We start from the raw sequence: 17,148 nt of genomic DNA, 5'->3' as shown, positions 1-17,148 counted from the left end.
CCGTAACGTGTGTACTGTCTGCGGCTCGCCGCTTTGTCCTGATTTTTGTTAATCCACTATAAATATGCCGCTATTGGCGTGCAGTGCGGGCTATCGGCAAGATGTGCGGTTGGATGGGGATTATCCGGCCTGCATGGCGGGCGGCGATGTGCAGGCGCAGGATGGGTTGCCGGGCGGGCCGGTGTTCCGAGATTAGCGCGGGCTGGCGGTTTGCCGGGAAATCCTCTATACTGCGCGCACTCCTGTTTTGCGGGTATCGTCTAATGGTAAGGCACCGGCTTCCCAAGCCGACTATGCGGGTTCGATTCCCGTTACCCGCTCCAATTTCTGTCCCATGCTGTTTCCCGGCATGGGATTTTTGTTGGCTTGTTTGTTAAGAAATGTTTGCTATTCGGTGTGCGGAATGCAGCGGGGATGGCTTTGCCGGGCAGGATATGTAGGATAGAATTGGTTGCGACAAGTTAAAAATTTATTTTTATATACAGTTTGTTGTGTTAAATAAAGGCTACCTGAAAATAAAATCCGTTTTATTTGCGGGATAAATTTTGGTAAACTCAGCGCTCCTTTTTGCATACATAAGTTTACTTTGGAGACCATAATGAGCTTCTTTGCTCAACATGCGCAGTTTTTTATCCAGTTTGCCGTGGTGCTGTTGTGCATCTTGGCCGGCGCCCAGGTGGGCGGTATCGGCTTGGGTGTGTTCGGCGGTATCGGTTTGGCAATATTGTCGTTCGGTTTCGGCTTGGAGCCCACCAGCCCGCCGATTGATGTGATGCTGATGATTATGGCGGTGGTGTCGGCAGCGGCGGCCATGCAGGCGGCCGGCGGTTTGGACTATATGATTAAAATCGCCACCCGCGTGCTGCATAAAAACCCGAAATACATCACTTTTATCGCGCCGATGGTTACCTACACCTTCACCGTTTTGGCCGGTACGGGGCATGTGGCCTATTCCGTGCTGCCGGTGATTGCGGAAGTGAGCCGCAAAAACGGTATCCGCCCGGAGCGCCCGCTGACCATGGCGGTGATTGCTTCGCAGTTTGCCATTGTGGCCAGCCCGATTGCGGCGGCGGTGGTGGCCTGCGTGAGCTACCTCGAGCCGCAGCATATTACGATGGCAGACGTGCTTAAAGTGAGCGTGCCTTCCACCATCATCGGCATCGGTATTGCCTGCGTGTTGGTAAACCGCATGGGCAAAGAGCTGAAAGACGATCCGGAATACCAACGCCGCCTGAAAGACCCGGCCTACAGCAAGCTGTATGATACGGAAACCGTTGCCGCCGATGCGCAAGTGAGCGGCAAGGCTAAGATTTCGGTGGGGATTTTCCTGTTTGCCGCTATTTTGGTGGTGTTGCTCGGCGCGATGCCTTCGCTGCGCCCGGTGTTTAACGATAAGCCGATGGGGATGGCACACACCATTGAAATTGTGATGCTTTCCGCTGCCGCGCTGATTATCCTCACCTGCAAGCCGGATGGCAATGCGATTACGCAGGGCTCGGTGTTCCATGCCGGTATGCGCGCCGTGATTGCCGTGTTTGGCGTGGCCTGGCTGGGCGATACGCTGATGCACGGGCATTTGGACGAAGTGCAGCAGGCGGTGTCCGGCCTGGTGCAGAGCGCACCGTGGGCGTTTGCCTTTGCGCTGTTTGTGCTCTCTGTGTTGGTGAACAGCCAGGGCGCCACGGTGGCGACGCTGTTTCCGGTGGCCATTTCGTTGGGCGTGCCCGCGCCGATTATCATCGGCACATTCGTGGCGGTGAACGGCTATTTCTTCATTCCGAACTACGGCCCGATTATTGCCGCCATCGATTTTGATAGCACGGGCACGACGAAAATCGGCAAATATATTTTCAACCACAGCTTTATGCTGCCCGGCTTGTTGAGCATGGGTTTCAGCTTGGCCTTCGGCCTGCTGTTCTCCAAGATGTTCTTCGGCTGAACGGTTTGATTGGAATATATGCGCCCGGGCTTTGGCTCGGGCGTTTTGCTTTGGGAAAGGCTACCTGAAAGGTTAACTGCCTAAGCGCTCAAGCAGTTTGTTTTGATTTCGTTGGGATTTCTGCTTTCAGGTAGCCTTTTGTGGTTTGCTGGCCTTGCCGTTATTTGATCGCCATCAGCCTTTGATAAAGCTGGGTCATCAGGCGGCTGGTGTGCGGGTCTTTGGGCAGGATGACGAAGCTGTTGGCCATGGCTTCTTCGCTGGGGAAGATGGATTCGTTGTTGCGGTAGGCCTCGGGCATCAGCTCGCGGGCCGGCTGGCTGGCAGGGGCATAGGTCACGAAGCTGCCGTTGGCGGCGGCCACTTTGGGGTCGAGGGTGTAGTTGATGTATTTCAGGGCGTTGGCGGGGTGGTGCGCGTCTTTGGGAATCATCAGGGAGTCGATCCACACTGCCAGTCCGTTTTTCGGCACGAGCACTTGGATGTCGATGCCGTTGCCGGCTTCGATGGCCCGGTTGCGGGCAATGTTCAAATCGCCACCATAGCCCACGGCCACGCACAGGTTGCCGGCAGCGAGGTCGTTGATGTAGGTGGAGGCGGTGAAGATGCGGATGTCTTTGCGTACGGCACGCATCATGTCGGTGGCCGCTTGCAGGTCTTCAGGCTTGGTGCTGTTGGGGTCTTTGCCTAAGTAGTGGAGTGCCAATGGATATTGTTCGAGCGGGCTGTCGAAATAGGAAATGCCGCAGGATTTGAGCTTGGCGGTGTATTCAGGATTGAACACCAAATCCCACACGTTTTCGGGCATGGGTTTACCACCCAGGGCTTTTTGCACCATTTGGGTGTTGATGGCCAGCGTGTTGATGCCCCAGAAATAGGGTACGGCATATTTGTTGCCGGGGTCCACTTGCTCCATCAGCTTGAGCAGGTGCGGGTCGAGATTGCTGTAGTTGGGGATTTGGCTTTTATCGATGGGCTGGTAGGCGCCGGCTTGGATTTGGCGGCCTACGTTGGAAATGGAGGGTACCACCAAATCGTAGCCGCTGCTGCCGCTGAGCATTTTGGCTTCAAGGGTTTCGTTGTTGTCGTAGTAGGCGGAACGGATGGTGATGCCGGTTTTCTCGGTGAAGGCGGTGAGGGTGGCGGGATCGACATAATCTGCCCAGTTGTAGAGGTTGAGCAGGTTGGCGTTATCGTCTTCGGGGGCGGAGGCCTCGCGTTGGGCTTGGCCGCCGCAGGCAGCGAGCAGGCCGGCGCAAATGGCGAGCAAGAGCAGTTTCTTCATTGTTATTCCTTGGTGGGCGGGGAGGGAAGGGTAAGTAGGCGCAAGCAATCTGATCATTATAGCCAAACGCTTGGCTCCTTCATACCTCGTGCTAGGGAAACGGCGCGGCTGCGCGGTTGGGGCAACTGTGCTGTGCGGCAAGTATTTTTCAATATTGCCAACAAATTGGCACTTTGTCGGCACTAAATTAACGCAGCGGCATTTTCTGCCTGCTTTTCAGGTAGCCTTCCGGCTATGGAAAAAGCACATGTTATAGAGTATCATGCCGCCCGTTACAACATAACATTCAGCACACACTATGCACTCTTGGTTACTTCGCGGCGCCGGCAGCCGTTTGCTTTTGGCCGTATCGCTCATCGCCCTGATGCTGGGCGTGTTTGCCTGGACGGGCGCCGCATTATGAGCATCGTGTTCGACAACCTCACCGTGAGCTACCGCCACCATCCCGCCGTGCACCACATTTGCGGCGAATTCGCGCCGGGCAGCATGTGGGCGGTGTTCGGCCCCAACGGCGCGGGCAAATCCACCCTGCTCAAAGCCATCATGGGGCTGTTGAAAACCAGCACCGGCAGCGTGCAATGGCAAGGCCTCGCCCGCCGCGATATCGCCTATCTGCCCCAGCAGTCCGATATCGACCGCAGCCAGCCCATTTCCGTGTATGAGCTGGCCGCCATGGGCTTGTGGTATGAAATCGGCTTTTTCGGCGGCACCAAACCCGCACAGCGCGAACGGGTGCACGCCGCGCTCGAGCGCGTGGGCATGGCCGATTTCGCCCGCCGGAGCATTGGCCAGCTTTCCAACGGCCAATTCCAGCGAGTGCTGTTTGCTCGCATGCTGGTGCAGGATGCCAAATTCCTGCTGCTGGACGAGCCCTTCAATGCCGTGGACGCGCGCACCACTTATGAATTATTGGAAGTATTGCGCCAATGCCACCAAAACGAAGGCCGCGCCGTGATTGCCGTGCTGCACGATTACGAGCAGGTGCGCGCCTACTTCCCCCACACCTTCCTGATTGCCCGCGAAAAAATCGCCAGCGGCGCCACTGCCGAGGTGCTCACCGAAGGCTACCTGAAACAGGCCGCCGAAGCCATGCACCGCACCGAACCGCACGAATGGTGCGCGGCTTGAGTTTTCAGGTAGCCTGAACGCCATGTTTGCCGCCACCGTTATTTTCTTTCGAAACCGCAGCGAAGATTTTCCCGTTGAAGCGTTCCCGCAGCGCATCCGCAGCCGCACACACTTCCCCGCCGAAGGTTACCGCCCGCACTTCGCGCCCAAAGGCAGCCGCGAAATGCTCGGTATCGTGTTTGCCGCGTTCGAGCACACCCGATTCGGCGAGCCGCTGCAAGCCGGGCTGGACTACCTCTACCCCGACCGTGTGGATTATTCCGCCCTACGCCCCGGCACGGAATTTTGGATTATGGAAGGCGGCACCGCCGTGGGCGAAGGCGTAATCATTGCCAACGGCCAGCCGCCTGCCCAACAGGCTACCTGAAAGCATGAGTTTCCCAGAAACTAAACAATAAAACCTAATCTACTAACCGAATAAGCACACGCCATGACCCTCTCCCAGCTCCTGATCGAACCCTTTGCCGACGATTTTATGCGCTATGCCCTTGCCTCCGTGCTGTTTCTGGCCGTGGGCGCGGCGCCGGTGGGCGTGTTTTTGGTGATGCGGCGCATGAGCCTGGTGGGCGATGCGCTCGGCCACGCGGTGCTGCCCGGCGCGGCGGCGGGCTATATTGCCGCCGGTTCGCTCAGCCTGCCCGCCATGAGTCTGGGCGGTTTTGCCGCCGGGCTGGCGATGGCGCTGCTGGCCGGCTTGGTGAGCCGCCACACCAATTTGAAGGAAGACGCAAATTTTGCCGCGTTTTATCTGGCCAGCCTGGCCTTGGGCGTGGTGCTGGTGAGCAGCTACGGCAGCAATGTGGATTTGCTACATCTTTTGTTCGGCTCTGTACTGGCGGTGGATACGCCGTCACTGATTTTGGTGTTGTGTGTGAGTGCGGTGTCGGTGTTGACGCTGGCGCTGATCTACCGCCCGCTGATGCTGGAGAGCATCGATCCGCTGTTTCTGCGCGCGGTGAACGGGCGCGGCGGGCTGTGGCATGTGCTGTTTTTGATGCTGGTGGTGCTGAATTTGGTGGCCGGTTTTCAGGCTATCGGCACGCTGATGTCGGTGGGCGTGATGATGCTGCCGGCGATTACCGCGCGGCTGTGGTCGCGCAGCATGGGCGGGCTGATTGCGCTTGCGGTGCTGATTGCACTCGCTTGTAGCTTCTGCGGTCTGCTGTTTTCCTACCATGTGGATATTCCCTCCGGCCCGGCGATTATTTTGTGCCTGGGCGGCGTGTATGCCGTGTCGCTGTTTATCGGGCGCGAGGGCGGGATGCTGCCGAAATGGTGGCGCGGCAGGCATTTGCGGGCTTGATTGGCTGGGCCAGCCAAGAGAGGCTAATAGGTTTAAAGGCTACCTGAAAGCTTAAGCTTCCATAAAGCTAAAATTGTTTTCAGGTAGCCTCACGGACGAGCCGGAAGGCTCACATGACAAACAACCATAAGGAGTAAAAGATGAATTTGAAACATTGGAAACTCGGCCTGATTGCCGCGCTGTTTTCCGGCAGCCTGTATGCCGCGCCGGTGGAAGTGGTGTCGAGCTTCAGCATTTTGGGCGATGTGGCCAAGCAGGTGGGCGGCGAGCGCGTGAACGTGAGCAACCTGGTCGGTCCCGACCAAGACGCGCATGCCTACAATCTTACCAGCCGCGATATGCAGCGCATCCGCAATGCCAAACTGGTGTTGGTGAACGGTTTGGGCTTTGAGCAGGCTGCGGTGATGCGCGGCATCCGCCAAAGCGGCGTGCCGTTTGCCGAGGCTACCAAAAACATCCAGCCGATGAAGGCCGAAGACCACGACGATGATGATCACGACCATGACCACCACGGCCACGGACATGACCACGGCCACCATCATCACGGCGAATTCGACCCGCACGTGTGGAATGATCCTGTGCTGATGAAAACCTACGCCCAAAACGTGGCCGACGCGCTGATTAAAGTCGATCCGCAAGGCCGAGCTTATTATCAGCAGCGCCTCAGCGGCTACCAAGCCCGCCTCGATGCCATGCACCAATGGGCGCAAACCCAATTCAACAGCGTGCCGCAGGCACGGCGCAAAGTGCTCACCGGGCACGATGCCTTCAACTACATGGGCAAACGCTACCGCATCGAATTCATCGCCCCGCAAGGCGTGAGTACCGAAGCCGAGCCTTCCGCCCGCCAGGTTTCCGCCCTCATCCGCCAAATCCGCAGCCAGGGTATCCGCGCCGCGTTTAGCGAAAACATCAAAGATTCGCGCATGGTGGAACGCATCTCGCGTGAAACCGGCATCCGCGTAAACGGCAAGCTCTATTCCGACGCCCTGAGCCGCGGTGCTCCCGCTGCCACTTATGAGCAAATGTTCCGCTACAACGTGAACGCGCTGGTGAATGCGATGAAGCAGTAATTATTTGAAAGCATAGTAAAGGCTACCTGAAAACCGATTTTTTGGTTTTCAGGTAGCCTTTTATGATGGAGGAAGCAGGGTGGTAGGGTTTCAGCTCACGATGAAACTAGCCGCTTACGCTTAAATGGGCATCGTACGGTTCGGAATGTTCCGCCACGATTTGTTGCAAATCACGCATCAGGCGGTCGATGGTTTGGGCATATGCAACGGCATCGAGCCGGGAGAGCAAGTCTAACTCATCGAAACACGCAATGATATTCTGCAATTTCGGCGGGCAATAGGGCAGGATTTCATCATAATTTTTCGGCATGCGTAATGTCCAAATGCCTGCTTCCGGCGAAATGACGCCCGATTTGATGGCGTTCAATAAACCGAGCGCCAAGAAGGCGATATAGAGCGTGGGATTGGGGGTGCGGATATGCAGGGTCGGCATGATGATTGGAGAGTTTGGCGAGTAGCCAGGCGATTAGTTTGGCGCAATCATAGCCAAATTAGTGCGCCGGATAAAGTTTCAGGTAGCCTACTTGGGTATGGCAGGCTACCTGAAATGTTTTACTGCTTAACGCCCGGCTTTCGGCCTCAACTGGCTTTTGTGCACATAGCCATAAGTGTCGCTGTCGCTGCCGTGTACGCTCACATAATGCCAGTCGCCTTGGCGCTTGGCGGGGTGTTCGATCACGGTGGTGCCGTTGGGGATATGTTGCTGTATTTCGGCACGTTGGTTGGCATTTAGTCGCAGGTTGGCCGAGCAGTCGGCGCTGTGCACGGTATAAACATGGCGCAGGCTGACCTGGCTTTGGTGCACATAGCCGTTGATGATGCGCCGTTCCGCTGGCTGGTTTGGTCGCACGGCCAGCCGCACTCGGTACCACGCGCCACTTTTGCCGAGGATGGCGGCTTCACTTTGATTGTCGCAAACGGCAAGGATGGCGGCGCGGGTGTTGGGCTGTGTGCGGATATTGACTTCTTCGCTGTCGTGGTTGGTGGCCAGATAGCTGGCAGGTGTCGCACTGTCGGGCAGGCCGCAGCTATCGGGGGCAACATGGGCGGCGGCAGTGGCGGATAGCGCCAACAGTATGGCGGCGAAGGCGGCAGTTCGGGTATGCAGTGATGAAAGCATGGGTTTGCTCCGGAGTGGGGTTGTGGGAGGAAATGCGTTACGGATTTACCTGCCGCCATCATATCTAAATTGCTGTGCCAGATAAAGTTTCAGGTAGTCTGCGTGGCGATACAGGCTACCTGAAACTTTAGATATACATAGGCTGCGTTTATGCGGCTCTCAATAAGGGTGCAACATAATCCCGCCATTGCAGGGCCAGGCCGGCATTGATTTGGGTGAGATTGTCGAGGAAATAGAACAACGGCGGGTCTTGCAGGCCTTCTTGGCTGGCCAACTCTTCGTTCCATGCGGCTTCCCACAGGAAAAAGCCCATGGCCGCTTCTTGGCGGCGCAGATGGGGAATGCCGTTGAATTGGTTTCTTTGATGCTGCCAATGCTGCCTGCATTTTGCTGCCAGCTCGGCAGAGGAAAGCCGGCCTTGGAAAAAGGCGCGGGTCGCGGCAGGATAATCGAACAACATTTGGTGGCTTCGGCTGTAGGGGCGGACGTATTCCTCTAAAAAGCCCAGCGATTGCAAGACGATTTCCTGCACCGGCACGTGCTCGAACAGCTCTGCTTCATTGGTCCAATCTTCTACCAAAATGGTTTCAAACCCTGGGTATGCCTGCAACTCGGCCAGCTGTTCGGGCGTAATCGGCCGGATTGCGCCGATATCGTTTAAGCGCATTTGGCGGTATTGGGCAAATGCTTCCGGCAGGTTGGCATCATATTGTGCCAAAGCATGAAAAAAGGCGGACTCGTGCGTTTCTTGGGCGTAATCCGCGGCATAAGGCGCGAGGAAATTGCGTGCGGTCAGCAGGGTGGGCAAATCGCTGCCGGGCGGGTAGTGCGGAGTAGTATGGGTTTGCGTCCATTCGCTTTGGGGGCAGCGGAGATAGCCCCAAGCGCGTTGGTGGGCTTCGTAGAGTTCGCTTGTATCCCATCTGCTGCCGCTATTGAGCAAAGCGGTTTCAATAAAATCGAGGCAGATGCGTAGGTGGAGGGCGGCGGTCATGGCAGATTGCTCAATAGGGTAGGGCGAAAGCAGGCATGTGCCGTCAGGCTAGCTGAAAAGCGGGATCGTGCGTTTCAGGTAGCCTCTGCGGCCAAACAGGCTACCTGAATTATTTTGCCTGCTGTTCGCGCAACAATGCTTTGATTTCAGCCATTTCTTGATGCAGGCGCACCAGCTCGGCACTGCTCACCAAGATTTGGCCTGTTTGTGACGCTTCGGGCTGCTGTTCTGTATCTGGGTCGGTGGAATGTAGGTTCGACATGGTATCTACAATCACGGCCACGAATAAGTTCAGCATCACAAAGGCAGACACCAAAATAAACGGCACGAAAAACAGCCAGGCGTTTGGATAGGCTTCCATCACAGGGCGCACGATGCCCATCGACCAGCTCTCCAGCGTCATCACTTGAAACAGCGTATACAGCGATTTACCCAGGCTGCCGAACCATTCGGGGAAACGTTCGCCGAAGAGCGTGGTGGCCATCACAGCGCCCACGTAAAACAGAATGCCCATCAGTCCCGCAATCGCACCGATGCCCGGCACGGCCTGCAAGATGGCATCGGCAATACGGCGCAGCTGCGGCATACGGTTGATCAGCCGCAGCACGCGCAACACGCGCAGCGAGCGCAACACCGAAAGCGCGCCCGCATTGGGCAACAGCGCCACGGCCACCACGAGGAAATCGAAAATATTCCAGCCGTCTCGGAAAAACCGCCGCCCCAAAGCAATGAATTTCGCCGCCAATTCCACAATAAAAATAATCAGCGCGGCCATATCCAGCCAATGCAGCAACGCGCCGCAACGCGCCATTATGGCGGGCGAGGTTTGCAGACCGAGGATGATGGCGTTTAAAACGATGATGAGGAGGATGGCCAGCTGGGTGGTTTGGTGCAAAACAACGGCACCGATTTTTTGCCGCCAAACGGCAGGAGAGGTGTGTGTCATGATATACGTGAACGGATAAGGGTTAACAATTGGCTGCCTGAAAGCAGGCAGGATGAAATAAGATGATGGAAAAGCTTGTATGGCCGGCTTTTCCATCGGGCGTATTGTATCAAGTTTTTTGATTTACTGAAGCTTAATGATTTCAGGTAGCCTGCATGGTGGCGGAGGCTACCTGAAAATGGCAGTCTGCACTTTTGAGGCTGTCGGATTTGGAAATCTGGCCTACGGTTTTTTGCGGCGGCTGCCGTCTTTTTCCAAAAATACCGAGAAGTGTTTATATTTAGGTTCATCCGTCAAATATTTCTGGCAGGATTTCCTGATGGTCAAATGCAAGCCTCTTTTATCTGTAAACTGCTCCAAAGCAGCCCGAACTTGTGGTGCGAACCCCGCTATTCTGCGTTTGGTCAAACCCAAAACAATTACGCTTGAAAACAGTGGGTTTTCCCAGAAGCTAATATGTTTTTGAATAATTTCAATAAATTGGGTATCTAATTTATTCTCCCATAACGTCAAAATAAAACTTCGTCGCCCATCAGCATATTTTTCATTTTCTATCAGGCTTAAAATTGTATCGGAAACCTTTTTTGATGATTTCAGCTGTGGATAAACCTTTTTCAAACCCATCATCAATCGTAATGCTACGGTATTAATCCTGTATTCAAATGCATAGTTAAGCATTTCTGAATTGTCTTTTTCTTTAAAATGATCAAAAGCAAATTCGCAGGCTTCCAGAACCCATTCGGAAAGACTATCTTCATTAAAATCATGCTCTTCTGATATTAATCTATTCTCATAAGTTACCATTTTTTCAATAATTGATCTGTTTTGTTTGCTATCCATACTATTTTCCTTCCTAGCACTTTCCGTATGCCTTTAATTACTCAGCTAATGGTATTTCATTTAAATTCAATTTGTTGAATTGAAATAGGCTGCCTGAAAAAAAACAGCGGGAACAGTCCGTAAACAAAATCTTTATATTGATTGAAGGTATCGGACTCAAGAATCCTGCCTACGTTTGCTACGCATTTTATTTTTCAGGTAGCCTGAAAGGGATGTATGGGCAGCAAGTACCTATCCTACGCCCGCTGTTCTACGGCAGGGCTTGTTTATTCTTTGATTAACCATAAAAAATATTGAGCCAAATTTTCAAATATTTGTTCCGATTGCCCTGTATAGCACCATATTTGCGGTTCAACAGCATCAGGCGTTACCCAAACCAACAACACATAATCTCCATTTTCTCTATCTTCAATAGCAAATAATGAAAGTTGGTTATCTGGATACCGTTGAGGTGCAGAGCCTTCCCAATTTCTCCTCATTACATCAATCCATCTCCTGAAATATTTTGTTCTTATGGTTTTATTTATTTTCTCATGCCCTAAGAATTCGGCATCACAATCTTTCCAATTATCAGCAAATGCAAATCTTTCTTTCAACATGGGAGACAACGGCCGATTGAAATCGGTTTGTAGCGTTGGAATAAAATTGGGCAGTTCTTTCGGTTTTTGGATAATTTGCTTGTCAACATAAATATCTTTTTCTTTCCAGCCGAATTGCTGCATGCCTTCAATTATTTCCCTTCTCCTTGATTCATAGGAGGCGGCATATTGTTTCATTAATTCTGTCAGCATAAATCTACTCCTTAAAGTCTCTCTAATTTATGGTAAATGCAGCATAGGGCGGATATTGATACCCACGCAAATTTTCAGGCAGCCTGCAAGCAATACAGGCTACCTGAAAATTGTGCACAGCTTGAAAACCAATCAGCGTTCGATTTGCGATACGTCGCGCACTGCGCCTTTGTCGGCGGAAGTCGCCATCGCGCCATAGGCACGCAGGGCGGCGGAGACGTAGCGGTCGCGGTTTTCCGGTTTCCACGCTTTGCTGCCGCGCGCTTCCATTTCGGCGCGGCGTTTTGCGAGTTCTTCGTCGGACACTTTCAGGTTGATGCTGCGGTTGGGGATGTCGATTTCAATCGTATCGCCTTCGTGCACCAAGCCGATGGCGCCGCCTTCTGCCGCTTCGGGCGAAGCGTGGCCGATGGAGAGGCCTGATGTGCCGCCGGAGAAGCGTCCGTCGGTGAGCAGGGCGCAGGCTTTGCCCAAGCCTTTGGATTTCAGGTAGGAAGTCGGGTACAGCATTTCTTGCATGCCTGGGCCGCCTTTGGGGCCTTCGTAGCGGATGATGACAATGTCGCCGGCGACGATTTGGTTGCCCAAAATGCCTTCGACGGCTGCTTCTTGGCTTTCAAACACGCGGGCGCGGCCGGTGAATTTGAGGATGCTCTCGTCCACGCCTGCGGTTTTTACCACGCAGCCGCGCTCGGCGATGTTGCCGAATAAGACCGCCAAACCGCCGTCTTGCGAGTAGGCGTGTTCGACGTTGCGGATACAGCCTTTTTCGCGGTCGAGGTCGAGGGTTTTCCACATGCGGTTTTGCGAGAATGCTTGGGTGGTGCGTACGCCGCCGGGCGCGGCTTTGAAGCGCTCGATGGCGTGGGTGTTTTCGGGATTGGTCACGTCCCATTGTTCAATCGCGTCTTTCAGCGTCGGCGCATGGATGGTGTACACGTCGGTGTGCAGTTTGCCCGCTTTGTCTAGTTCTTTCAGGATGGCGAAGATGCCGCCGGCGCGGTGCACGTCTTCCATGTAGTAGTCGTGGTTGTTGGGCGCGGTTTTGCAGATGCAGGGGACGACGCGGCTCAGGCGGTCGATGTCGGCCATTTTGAAATCCACACCTGCTTCGTTGGCGACAGCGAGCAAGTGCAAAATGGTGTTGGTGGAGCCGCCCATGGCGATGTCCATGGTCATGGCGTTTTCAAATGCTTTTTTGGTAGCGATGCTGCGCGGCAGCACGGTTTCGTCGTTTTGTTCGTAATAGCGTTTGGTGATTTCGACAATCATGCGGCCTGCTTCGAGGAACAATTCTTTGCGGCCGGCGTGGGTGGCGAGGTAGGAGCCGTTGCCGGGCAGGGACAAACCAAGCGCCTCGGTCAGGCAGTTCATGGAATTGGCGGTGAACATGCCGGAGCAGGAGCCGCAGGTCGGGCAGGCGTTTTGCTCGACTTCTTCGACTTGCTGGTTGCTGACATTGTCGTCCGCCGATTCAATCATGGCATCAATCAAGTCCAAGCGGCGTTCGGGCTGGATGTTGGCCACACCGATGACCTTGCCCGCTTCCATCGGACCGCCGGAAACGAAGATGGTCGGGATATTCAGACGCATGGCGGCAATCAGCATGCCCGGAGTGATTTTGTCGCAGTTGGAAATGCACACCAACGCGTCAGCGCAGTGGGCATTGACCATGTATTCGATGGAGTCGGCAATCAAATCGCGGCTGGGTAGGGAATACAACATGCCGCTGTGTCCCATGGCGATGCCGTCGTCGATGGCGATGGTGTTGAATTCTTTGGCGATGGCGCCGGCTTTTTCGATTTCGCGGGCAACCAGTTGGCCCATATTGTGTAGGTGGACATGGCCGGGCACGAATTGGGTGAACGAGTTGGCAACGGCGATGATGGGCTTGCCGAAGTCGGTTTCCATCACGCCGGTGGCGCGCCACAATGCGCGCGCGCCCGCCATGTTGCGGCCGTGGGTGGAGGTTTTGGAGCGGTAGTCTGGCATGGTTCTGGTCCTGTTTAATGTGATGATTTATAGAATATTTGAGGCTACCTGAAAGCATGAACTGCAACGGAAGTTCAAACAGCTAAAGGCGGCATTTTTCAGGTAGCCTTTCGGTTGGGGCGTATTTTAGCTGAATAGCATGTGTTTGTTGCAAGTGCTACCGGGAATAGAGGTGAGACATTTATTTTTTATAATGCCTAACATTTTGCAATTTTATTGCATAAACTTCATTTCTAATATGATTCTAAACTGCTTTCAGGTAGCCTGAAACACAAATCAGGCGAATCTGTGCCCTTTTAAAATAGGTATTGCTGATGCCGGGATTGCCTTGCCGGGCGGGAAATGGTAGTTTGGCAGTCTCTTTACAAAATTTGTGGCACAAACTGCCAAGTTGAAGCGGGAGGAGACGGAAGTGAACGAAACCAAAGAAGCCCTATTGGAAATGCAACCGCGTGAGGCGGCGGTGATGGCCGCGCTGGTGGTGGCCGTGATGAGCATCACCATGATTCATTTCGGCTGGGTGCCGCATTTGTCGGTAATTTTGGTGCTGTGCGGGCTGCTCTGTTTCGGCAAAGCCAAAGGGTTGGATTTCGGCCGTATGCAGCTGAGCATGGCGCGCGGCGTGCTCTCCGGCATCGGCGCGATTTATCTATTCTTTTTCATTGGCTTGCTGGTGTCGGCGCTGATGGTGTCCGGCGCGATTCCCACGCTGATGTATTACGGCTTCGAGCTGATTTCGCCGCAGTTTTTCTATCTTTCCGCCTTCGTGCTCACTTCGATGGTGGGCGTGGCCATCGGCAGCAGCCTCACCACCTGCGCCACCCTGGGCGTGGCCTTTATCGGTATGGGCAGCGCCTTGGGTGCTAATCCGGCCGTGGTGGCCGGGGCGGTGGTGTCCGGTGCGTTTTTCGGCGACAAAATGTCGCCCATTTCCGACACCACCAGCATTGCCGCCTCCATTGTGGGCATCGATTTGTTCGACCACATCCGCAATATGATGTACACCACCATCCCCGCCTGGCTGCTTACCGCGCTGTTGCTCTGGTTGCTCTCCGGCCACACCGCTGCCGCCGATTTAAGCAGCGTGGCCGCCTTCCAAACCCAGCTGCAGGCCAGCGGCTTAGTGCACGGCTACACCCTGTTGCCCTTTGCCGTGTTGATCGTTTTAGCCATGCGCCGCGTGAACGCGATTTACACCATCATCATCACCATCGCCGTTTCCCTCGTGCTCACCTACCTGCACAGCAGCCCCAGCATAGAACAGCTCGGCGGCTACTTCTTCAACGGCTACGCGCCGCCAGAAGGCACCGATTTGGGCAATGTGGCCAAGCTGATTTCGCGCGGCGGCATCGGCAGCATGTTTTTCACCCAAACCATCGTTATCCTCGCCCTCAGCCTCGGCGGCCTGCTCAACGCCCTGGGCATCCTGCCCGCGCTGCTCTCCGGTATCGGCCATATGCTGGTCAACGCCGGTCGTGCCACCTTCACCGTGGCCGCCACTTCGCTGGGCGTAAACGTGCTCATCGGTGAGCAATACCTCAGCCTGCTCCTGGCCGGCAACACCTTCAAGCCCATCTACGAACGGCTCGGCCTGCACCCGTGCAACATCGCCCGCACCGTGGAAGACGCAGGCACGGTAACCAACCCGCTTGTGCCCTGGAGCGTATGCGGCGTGTTTATCCACCACGCCCTGGGCGTGCCCGTGATTGATTATCTGCCCTACGCCTTCTTCTGCTACCTCAGCCTGCTGCTCACGCTGGTGTTTGGCTTCACCGGCTTTACTTTGAGCAAGAACGAGGCAGCATAAACGGCACGACACTACAGATTGGAAAAGGCTACCTGAAAAGTGCAAGGCGGGTTTTTGCTTCGCACTTTTCAGGTAGCCTTTTGTGTTGGTTTGGCTAAACGGCGGGAAGAGATTGAGGCTAGCTGAAAGCTAAGCGCCGTACCGCACAGAGCAGTGAGAATCCGAGCACGGCGCAGTCGATGAGGCGGATCACTTGGGTGGCGGCGTGAGCCAATGGGATAGGCGTGGCGGTTTGCCAGAGTGCCCAGCCGCAGAGTGTCAGCAGGGTGCAGCTTGCCCAGAAGAGGCTTTTCTGCCGTTCGGTTTTGGTCGAGTGGTGCGGTCGGCGGCGGGCGGCGCAGAGTGCAAACAGCAGGCAGCCGCCCAAGCCGAACACGCCGCCGCCATATTGCAGCCATTTATAGGCCGGCAGGGCGAACACGGTCTGTTGCAGCGGGGCAAAATGTTGCACAAACCAGCCGGTCGGGTGGGTGAAGGCATCTAAAAACAGATGGGTAATCATGCCGAACAGGGCACTGAAAACAAAGGCAAACAGTATGGCTGCTATTTGGCGGCGTTTGTGCGGTGCAGCGGCTATTGCATGTTCAGGTAGCCTGTAGGCCGCATTGAGGCAGTCGGGCAGGAAGTCGCGCAAGGTGTGGTACCACAAGGCGAGATAGAGTGCGTAGAGGGCGAAACACAGCGGCAGGTTCGGCCACAGCAGATTGGCCAAACTATGCCCGCCCGGCACGGCGCGGCCGTGCAGGAAATACACGAAATCCGGCGCGAGGCTGCCGATAACCATGGCCGGGAAGTGGACGCGGCGGCAGTGTGCAAAGGGCAGCACGGCAACGGGGTGGGCAAGGGTGAAGGGCATGGCGGGAGAAGATGGGCAGGCGTGGCAAGAGGCTACCTGAAGCGGATTTTATAGTGAATTAAATTTAAACCGGTACAGCGTTGGCTCGCCTTGCCGTACTATCTGTACTGTCTGCGGCTCGCCGCCTTGTCCTGATTTAAATTTAATCCACTATATTGAAGCTGCGCTTTCAGGTAGCCTGTGTTGAATCGGATAGCGAAATGTGGGTATGCGGGCAAGAGTGGTAGGCAAAGGCTACCTGAAAATTGCCGTCAGCGTTTTTCAAACACCAAATCCCACACGCCATGGCCGAGCCGTTTGCCGCGGGCTTCAAACTTGGTTTCGGGGCGGTAGTCCGGGGTGGGTGCGTAGGCTTCGACGGTATTTTGCAGCTCGGGGAAGCTGCTCAGCACTTCGAGCATCTGCACGGCGTATTCTTCCCAGTCGGTGGCGAGGTGGATATAGCCGCCGCTTTTGAGTTTGGGCAGCAGTTTGGCCACGAAGGGGGCTTGAATCAGGCGGCGTTTGTGATGGCGTTTTTTGTGCCAGGGGTCGGGGAAGAAAATGTGGATGCCGCTCAGGCAGGCATCGGGCAGCATGGTTTCCACTACTTCCACGGCATCGTGGCGTATCACTCGGATATTGGCAATCTCCTGCTCGGCCATGAGTTTGCACAAATTGCCCACGCCGGGGCCATGCACGTCGATAGCGAGAAAATCTTTTTCAGGTAGCCTTTTGGCGATTTCGGCGGTGGCGGTGCCCATGCCGAAGCCGATTTCGAGGATTTTCGGGGCTTCCCGGCCGAAGGCGGCGTTTAAATCAACGGGCGCGTGTTGAAAGTCCAGGCCGAAGCGCGGCCAGTTCTCATCGATGGCACGCTGCTGGGCGGGGGTCATGTGGCCTTGGCGCAAAACGAAAGATTTGATGCTGCGCGGGTGTTGTTCGTGTTGGGCATCGGATTGGGTCATGTTGGGTGTCTGCAATGTGTGGATCAAATGGCGCTCTAGTGGATTTAAATTTAAATCGGGACAAGGCGGCGAGCCGCAGATAGTACAATAGTACAGCAAGGCGAGCCAACGCTGTACCGGTTTAAAT

General features: G+C 55.0%; 17 protein-coding genes, 1 tRNA gene and 1 pseudogene. 8 read left to right on the top strand and 11 right to left on the bottom strand.

What is annotated here, in order from left to right; genetic code table 11:
* Positions 1-64 precede the first annotated feature (64 nt).
* The 3 genes from HMPREF2796_RS11765 to HMPREF2796_RS05275 all read left to right on the top strand — a co-directional run bounded on the left by HMPREF2796_RS11765 (position 65) and on the right by HMPREF2796_RS05275 (position 1,939).
* A complete protein-coding gene (locus tag HMPREF2796_RS11765) occupies positions 65-196 on the top strand; it encodes a hypothetical protein (protein WP_256374330.1) in 132 nt (43 codons plus the stop codon).
* Between the two features lie 53 nt (positions 197-249).
* Positions 250-323 (top strand) — tRNA-Gly (locus tag HMPREF2796_RS05280).
* A gap of 275 nt (positions 324-598) precedes the next feature.
* Positions 599-1,939 (top strand): anaerobic C4-dicarboxylate transporter, encoded by a 1,341-nt coding sequence (locus HMPREF2796_RS05275; RefSeq protein ID WP_070631527.1) that lies wholly within the window; start codon positions 599-601, stop codon positions 1,937-1,939.
* A 160-nt stretch (positions 1,940-2,099) separates the two neighbouring features.
* Here the strand turns inward: HMPREF2796_RS05275 and HMPREF2796_RS05270 are convergent, their stop codons facing one another.
* A complete protein-coding gene (locus HMPREF2796_RS05270; protein ID WP_070631525.1) occupies positions 2,100-3,224 on the bottom strand; it encodes a polyamine ABC transporter substrate-binding protein in 1,125 nt (374 codons plus the stop codon).
* A gap of 399 nt (positions 3,225-3,623) precedes the next feature.
* Between HMPREF2796_RS05270 and HMPREF2796_RS05265 the strand changes: the two genes are divergently transcribed.
* From HMPREF2796_RS05265 to HMPREF2796_RS05250, 4 genes are all read left to right on the top strand, one after another.
* Entirely contained in the window at positions 3,624-4,352 is a 729-nt protein-coding gene (locus tag HMPREF2796_RS05265; RefSeq protein WP_070631523.1) for a metal ABC transporter ATP-binding protein, read from the top strand.
* A gap of 22 nt (positions 4,353-4,374) precedes the next feature.
* Positions 4,375-4,719, top strand: a complete 345-nt coding sequence (locus HMPREF2796_RS05260) for a hypothetical protein (RefSeq protein ID WP_070631520.1) — start codon at positions 4,375-4,377, stop codon at positions 4,717-4,719.
* A 63-nt stretch (positions 4,720-4,782) separates the two neighbouring features.
* Positions 4,783-5,655, top strand: coding sequence for a metal ABC transporter permease (locus tag HMPREF2796_RS05255; RefSeq protein ID WP_049259389.1), 873 nt, complete (start codon positions 4,783-4,785; stop codon positions 5,653-5,655).
* Positions 5,656-5,801: 146 nt separating this feature from the next.
* Entirely contained in the window at positions 5,802-6,728 is a 927-nt protein-coding gene (locus tag HMPREF2796_RS05250) for a metal ABC transporter solute-binding protein, Zn/Mn family (protein WP_210385349.1), read from the top strand.
* 106 nt (positions 6,729-6,834) lie between these two features.
* Here HMPREF2796_RS05250 and HMPREF2796_RS05245 read toward each other — a convergent pair whose 3' ends face one another.
* The 7 genes from HMPREF2796_RS05245 to ilvD form a co-directional block, all read right to left on the bottom strand.
* Entirely contained in the window at positions 6,835-7,161 is a 327-nt protein-coding gene (locus tag HMPREF2796_RS05245; RefSeq protein ID WP_070631514.1) for a hypothetical protein, read from the bottom strand.
* 126 nt (positions 7,162-7,287) lie between these two features.
* Positions 7,288-7,848: an SH3 domain-containing protein gene (locus HMPREF2796_RS05240; protein WP_070631512.1), complete on the bottom strand. Its 561-nt coding sequence runs from the start codon at positions 7,846-7,848 to the stop codon at positions 7,288-7,290.
* A 148-nt stretch (positions 7,849-7,996) separates the two neighbouring features.
* Positions 7,997-8,842: a hypothetical protein gene (locus HMPREF2796_RS05235; protein WP_070631509.1), complete on the bottom strand. Its 846-nt coding sequence runs from the start codon at positions 8,840-8,842 to the stop codon at positions 7,997-7,999.
* A 109-nt stretch (positions 8,843-8,951) separates the two neighbouring features.
* Positions 8,952-9,788, bottom strand: coding sequence for an ion transporter (locus HMPREF2796_RS05230; RefSeq protein WP_070631508.1), 837 nt, complete (start codon positions 9,786-9,788; stop codon positions 8,952-8,954).
* A 222-nt stretch (positions 9,789-10,010) separates the two neighbouring features.
* Positions 10,011-10,628 (bottom strand): hypothetical protein, encoded by a 618-nt coding sequence (locus tag HMPREF2796_RS05225; protein WP_070631506.1) that lies wholly within the window; start codon positions 10,626-10,628, stop codon positions 10,011-10,013.
* A gap of 266 nt (positions 10,629-10,894) precedes the next feature.
* Positions 10,895-11,419 carry a hypothetical protein gene (locus HMPREF2796_RS05220; protein WP_070631505.1) on the bottom strand — a complete coding sequence of 175 codons (525 nt, stop codon included), beginning with the start codon at positions 11,417-11,419 and terminating at the stop codon, positions 10,895-10,897.
* A 132-nt stretch (positions 11,420-11,551) separates the two neighbouring features.
* On the bottom strand, positions 11,552-13,411 hold the full coding sequence (ilvD, locus tag HMPREF2796_RS05215; protein ID WP_070631502.1) for a dihydroxy-acid dehydratase: 1,860 nt from the start codon (positions 13,409-13,411) through the stop codon (positions 11,552-11,554).
* A gap of 442 nt (positions 13,412-13,853) precedes the next feature.
* On the opposite strand from ilvD, the gene HMPREF2796_RS05210 reads away from it, so the two are divergent.
* Entirely contained in the window at positions 13,854-15,218 is a 1,365-nt protein-coding gene (locus HMPREF2796_RS05210) for a Na+/H+ antiporter NhaC family protein (RefSeq protein ID WP_070631724.1), read from the top strand.
* A 118-nt stretch (positions 15,219-15,336) separates the two neighbouring features.
* Here HMPREF2796_RS05210 and HMPREF2796_RS05205 read toward each other — a convergent pair whose 3' ends face one another.
* The 3 genes and pseudogenes from HMPREF2796_RS05205 to trmB form a co-directional block, all read right to left on the bottom strand.
* Positions 15,337-16,074 carry a DUF4184 family protein gene (locus tag HMPREF2796_RS05205; RefSeq protein WP_070631501.1) on the bottom strand — a complete coding sequence of 246 codons (738 nt, stop codon included), beginning with the start codon at positions 16,072-16,074 and terminating at the stop codon, positions 15,337-15,339.
* Positions 16,075-16,125: 51 nt separating this feature from the next.
* Positions 16,126-16,241, bottom strand: a pseudogene (locus HMPREF2796_RS11515) (IS5/IS1182 family transposase); the annotation flags it as partial.
* 84 nt (positions 16,242-16,325) lie between these two features.
* Positions 16,326-17,021 carry a tRNA (guanosine(46)-N7)-methyltransferase TrmB gene (gene trmB / locus HMPREF2796_RS05200; protein ID WP_070631499.1) on the bottom strand — a complete coding sequence of 232 codons (696 nt, stop codon included), beginning with the start codon at positions 17,019-17,021 and terminating at the stop codon, positions 16,326-16,328.
* Between the last annotated feature and the right edge of the window lie 127 nt (positions 17,022-17,148).

Source organism: Eikenella sp. HMSC071B05 (genome assembly GCF_001811325.1).
Taxonomy (GTDB): domain Bacteria; phylum Pseudomonadota; class Gammaproteobacteria; order Burkholderiales; family Neisseriaceae; genus Eikenella; species Eikenella corrodens.
Note: the sequence above shows the minus strand (reverse complement) of the source record. Positions and strands in the feature narration are given on the sequence as shown.

Coding starts and splice junctions, on each gene's coding strand:
- HMPREF2796_RS11765 (WP_256374330.1), top strand. CDS start 65: ATGCCGCTATTGGCGTGCAGTGCGGGCTATCGGCAAGATGTGCGGTTG.
- HMPREF2796_RS05275 (WP_070631527.1), top strand. CDS start 599: ATGAGCTTCTTTGCTCAACATGCGCAGTTTTTTATCCAGTTTGCCGTG.
- HMPREF2796_RS05270 (WP_070631525.1), bottom strand. CDS start 3,224: ATGAAGAAACTGCTCTTGCTCGCCATTTGCGCCGGCCTGCTCGCTGCC.
- HMPREF2796_RS05265 (WP_070631523.1), top strand. CDS start 3,624: ATGAGCATCGTGTTCGACAACCTCACCGTGAGCTACCGCCACCATCCC.
- HMPREF2796_RS05260 (WP_070631520.1), top strand. CDS start 4,375: ATGTTTGCCGCCACCGTTATTTTCTTTCGAAACCGCAGCGAAGATTTT.
- HMPREF2796_RS05255 (WP_049259389.1), top strand. CDS start 4,783: ATGACCCTCTCCCAGCTCCTGATCGAACCCTTTGCCGACGATTTTATG.
- HMPREF2796_RS05245 (WP_070631514.1), bottom strand. CDS start 7,161: ATGCCGACCCTGCATATCCGCACCCCCAATCCCACGCTCTATATCGCC.
- HMPREF2796_RS05240 (WP_070631512.1), bottom strand. CDS start 7,848: ATGCTTTCATCACTGCATACCCGAACTGCCGCCTTCGCCGCCATACTG.
- HMPREF2796_RS05235 (WP_070631509.1), bottom strand. CDS start 8,842: ATGACCGCCGCCCTCCACCTACGCATCTGCCTCGATTTTATTGAAACC.
- HMPREF2796_RS05230 (WP_070631508.1), bottom strand. CDS start 9,788: ATGACACACACCTCTCCTGCCGTTTGGCGGCAAAAAATCGGTGCCGTT.
- HMPREF2796_RS05225 (WP_070631506.1), bottom strand. CDS start 10,628: ATGGATAGCAAACAAAACAGATCAATTATTGAAAAAATGGTAACTTAT.
- HMPREF2796_RS05220 (WP_070631505.1), bottom strand. CDS start 11,419: ATGCTGACAGAATTAATGAAACAATATGCCGCCTCCTATGAATCAAGG.
- ilvD (WP_070631502.1), bottom strand. CDS start 13,411: ATGCCAGACTACCGCTCCAAAACCTCCACCCACGGCCGCAACATGGCG.
- HMPREF2796_RS05210 (WP_070631724.1), top strand. CDS start 13,854: ATGCAACCGCGTGAGGCGGCGGTGATGGCCGCGCTGGTGGTGGCCGTG.
- HMPREF2796_RS05205 (WP_070631501.1), bottom strand. CDS start 16,074: ATGCCCTTCACCCTTGCCCACCCCGTTGCCGTGCTGCCCTTTGCACAC.
- trmB (WP_070631499.1), bottom strand. CDS start 17,021: ATGACCCAATCCGATGCCCAACACGAACAACACCCGCGCAGCATCAAA.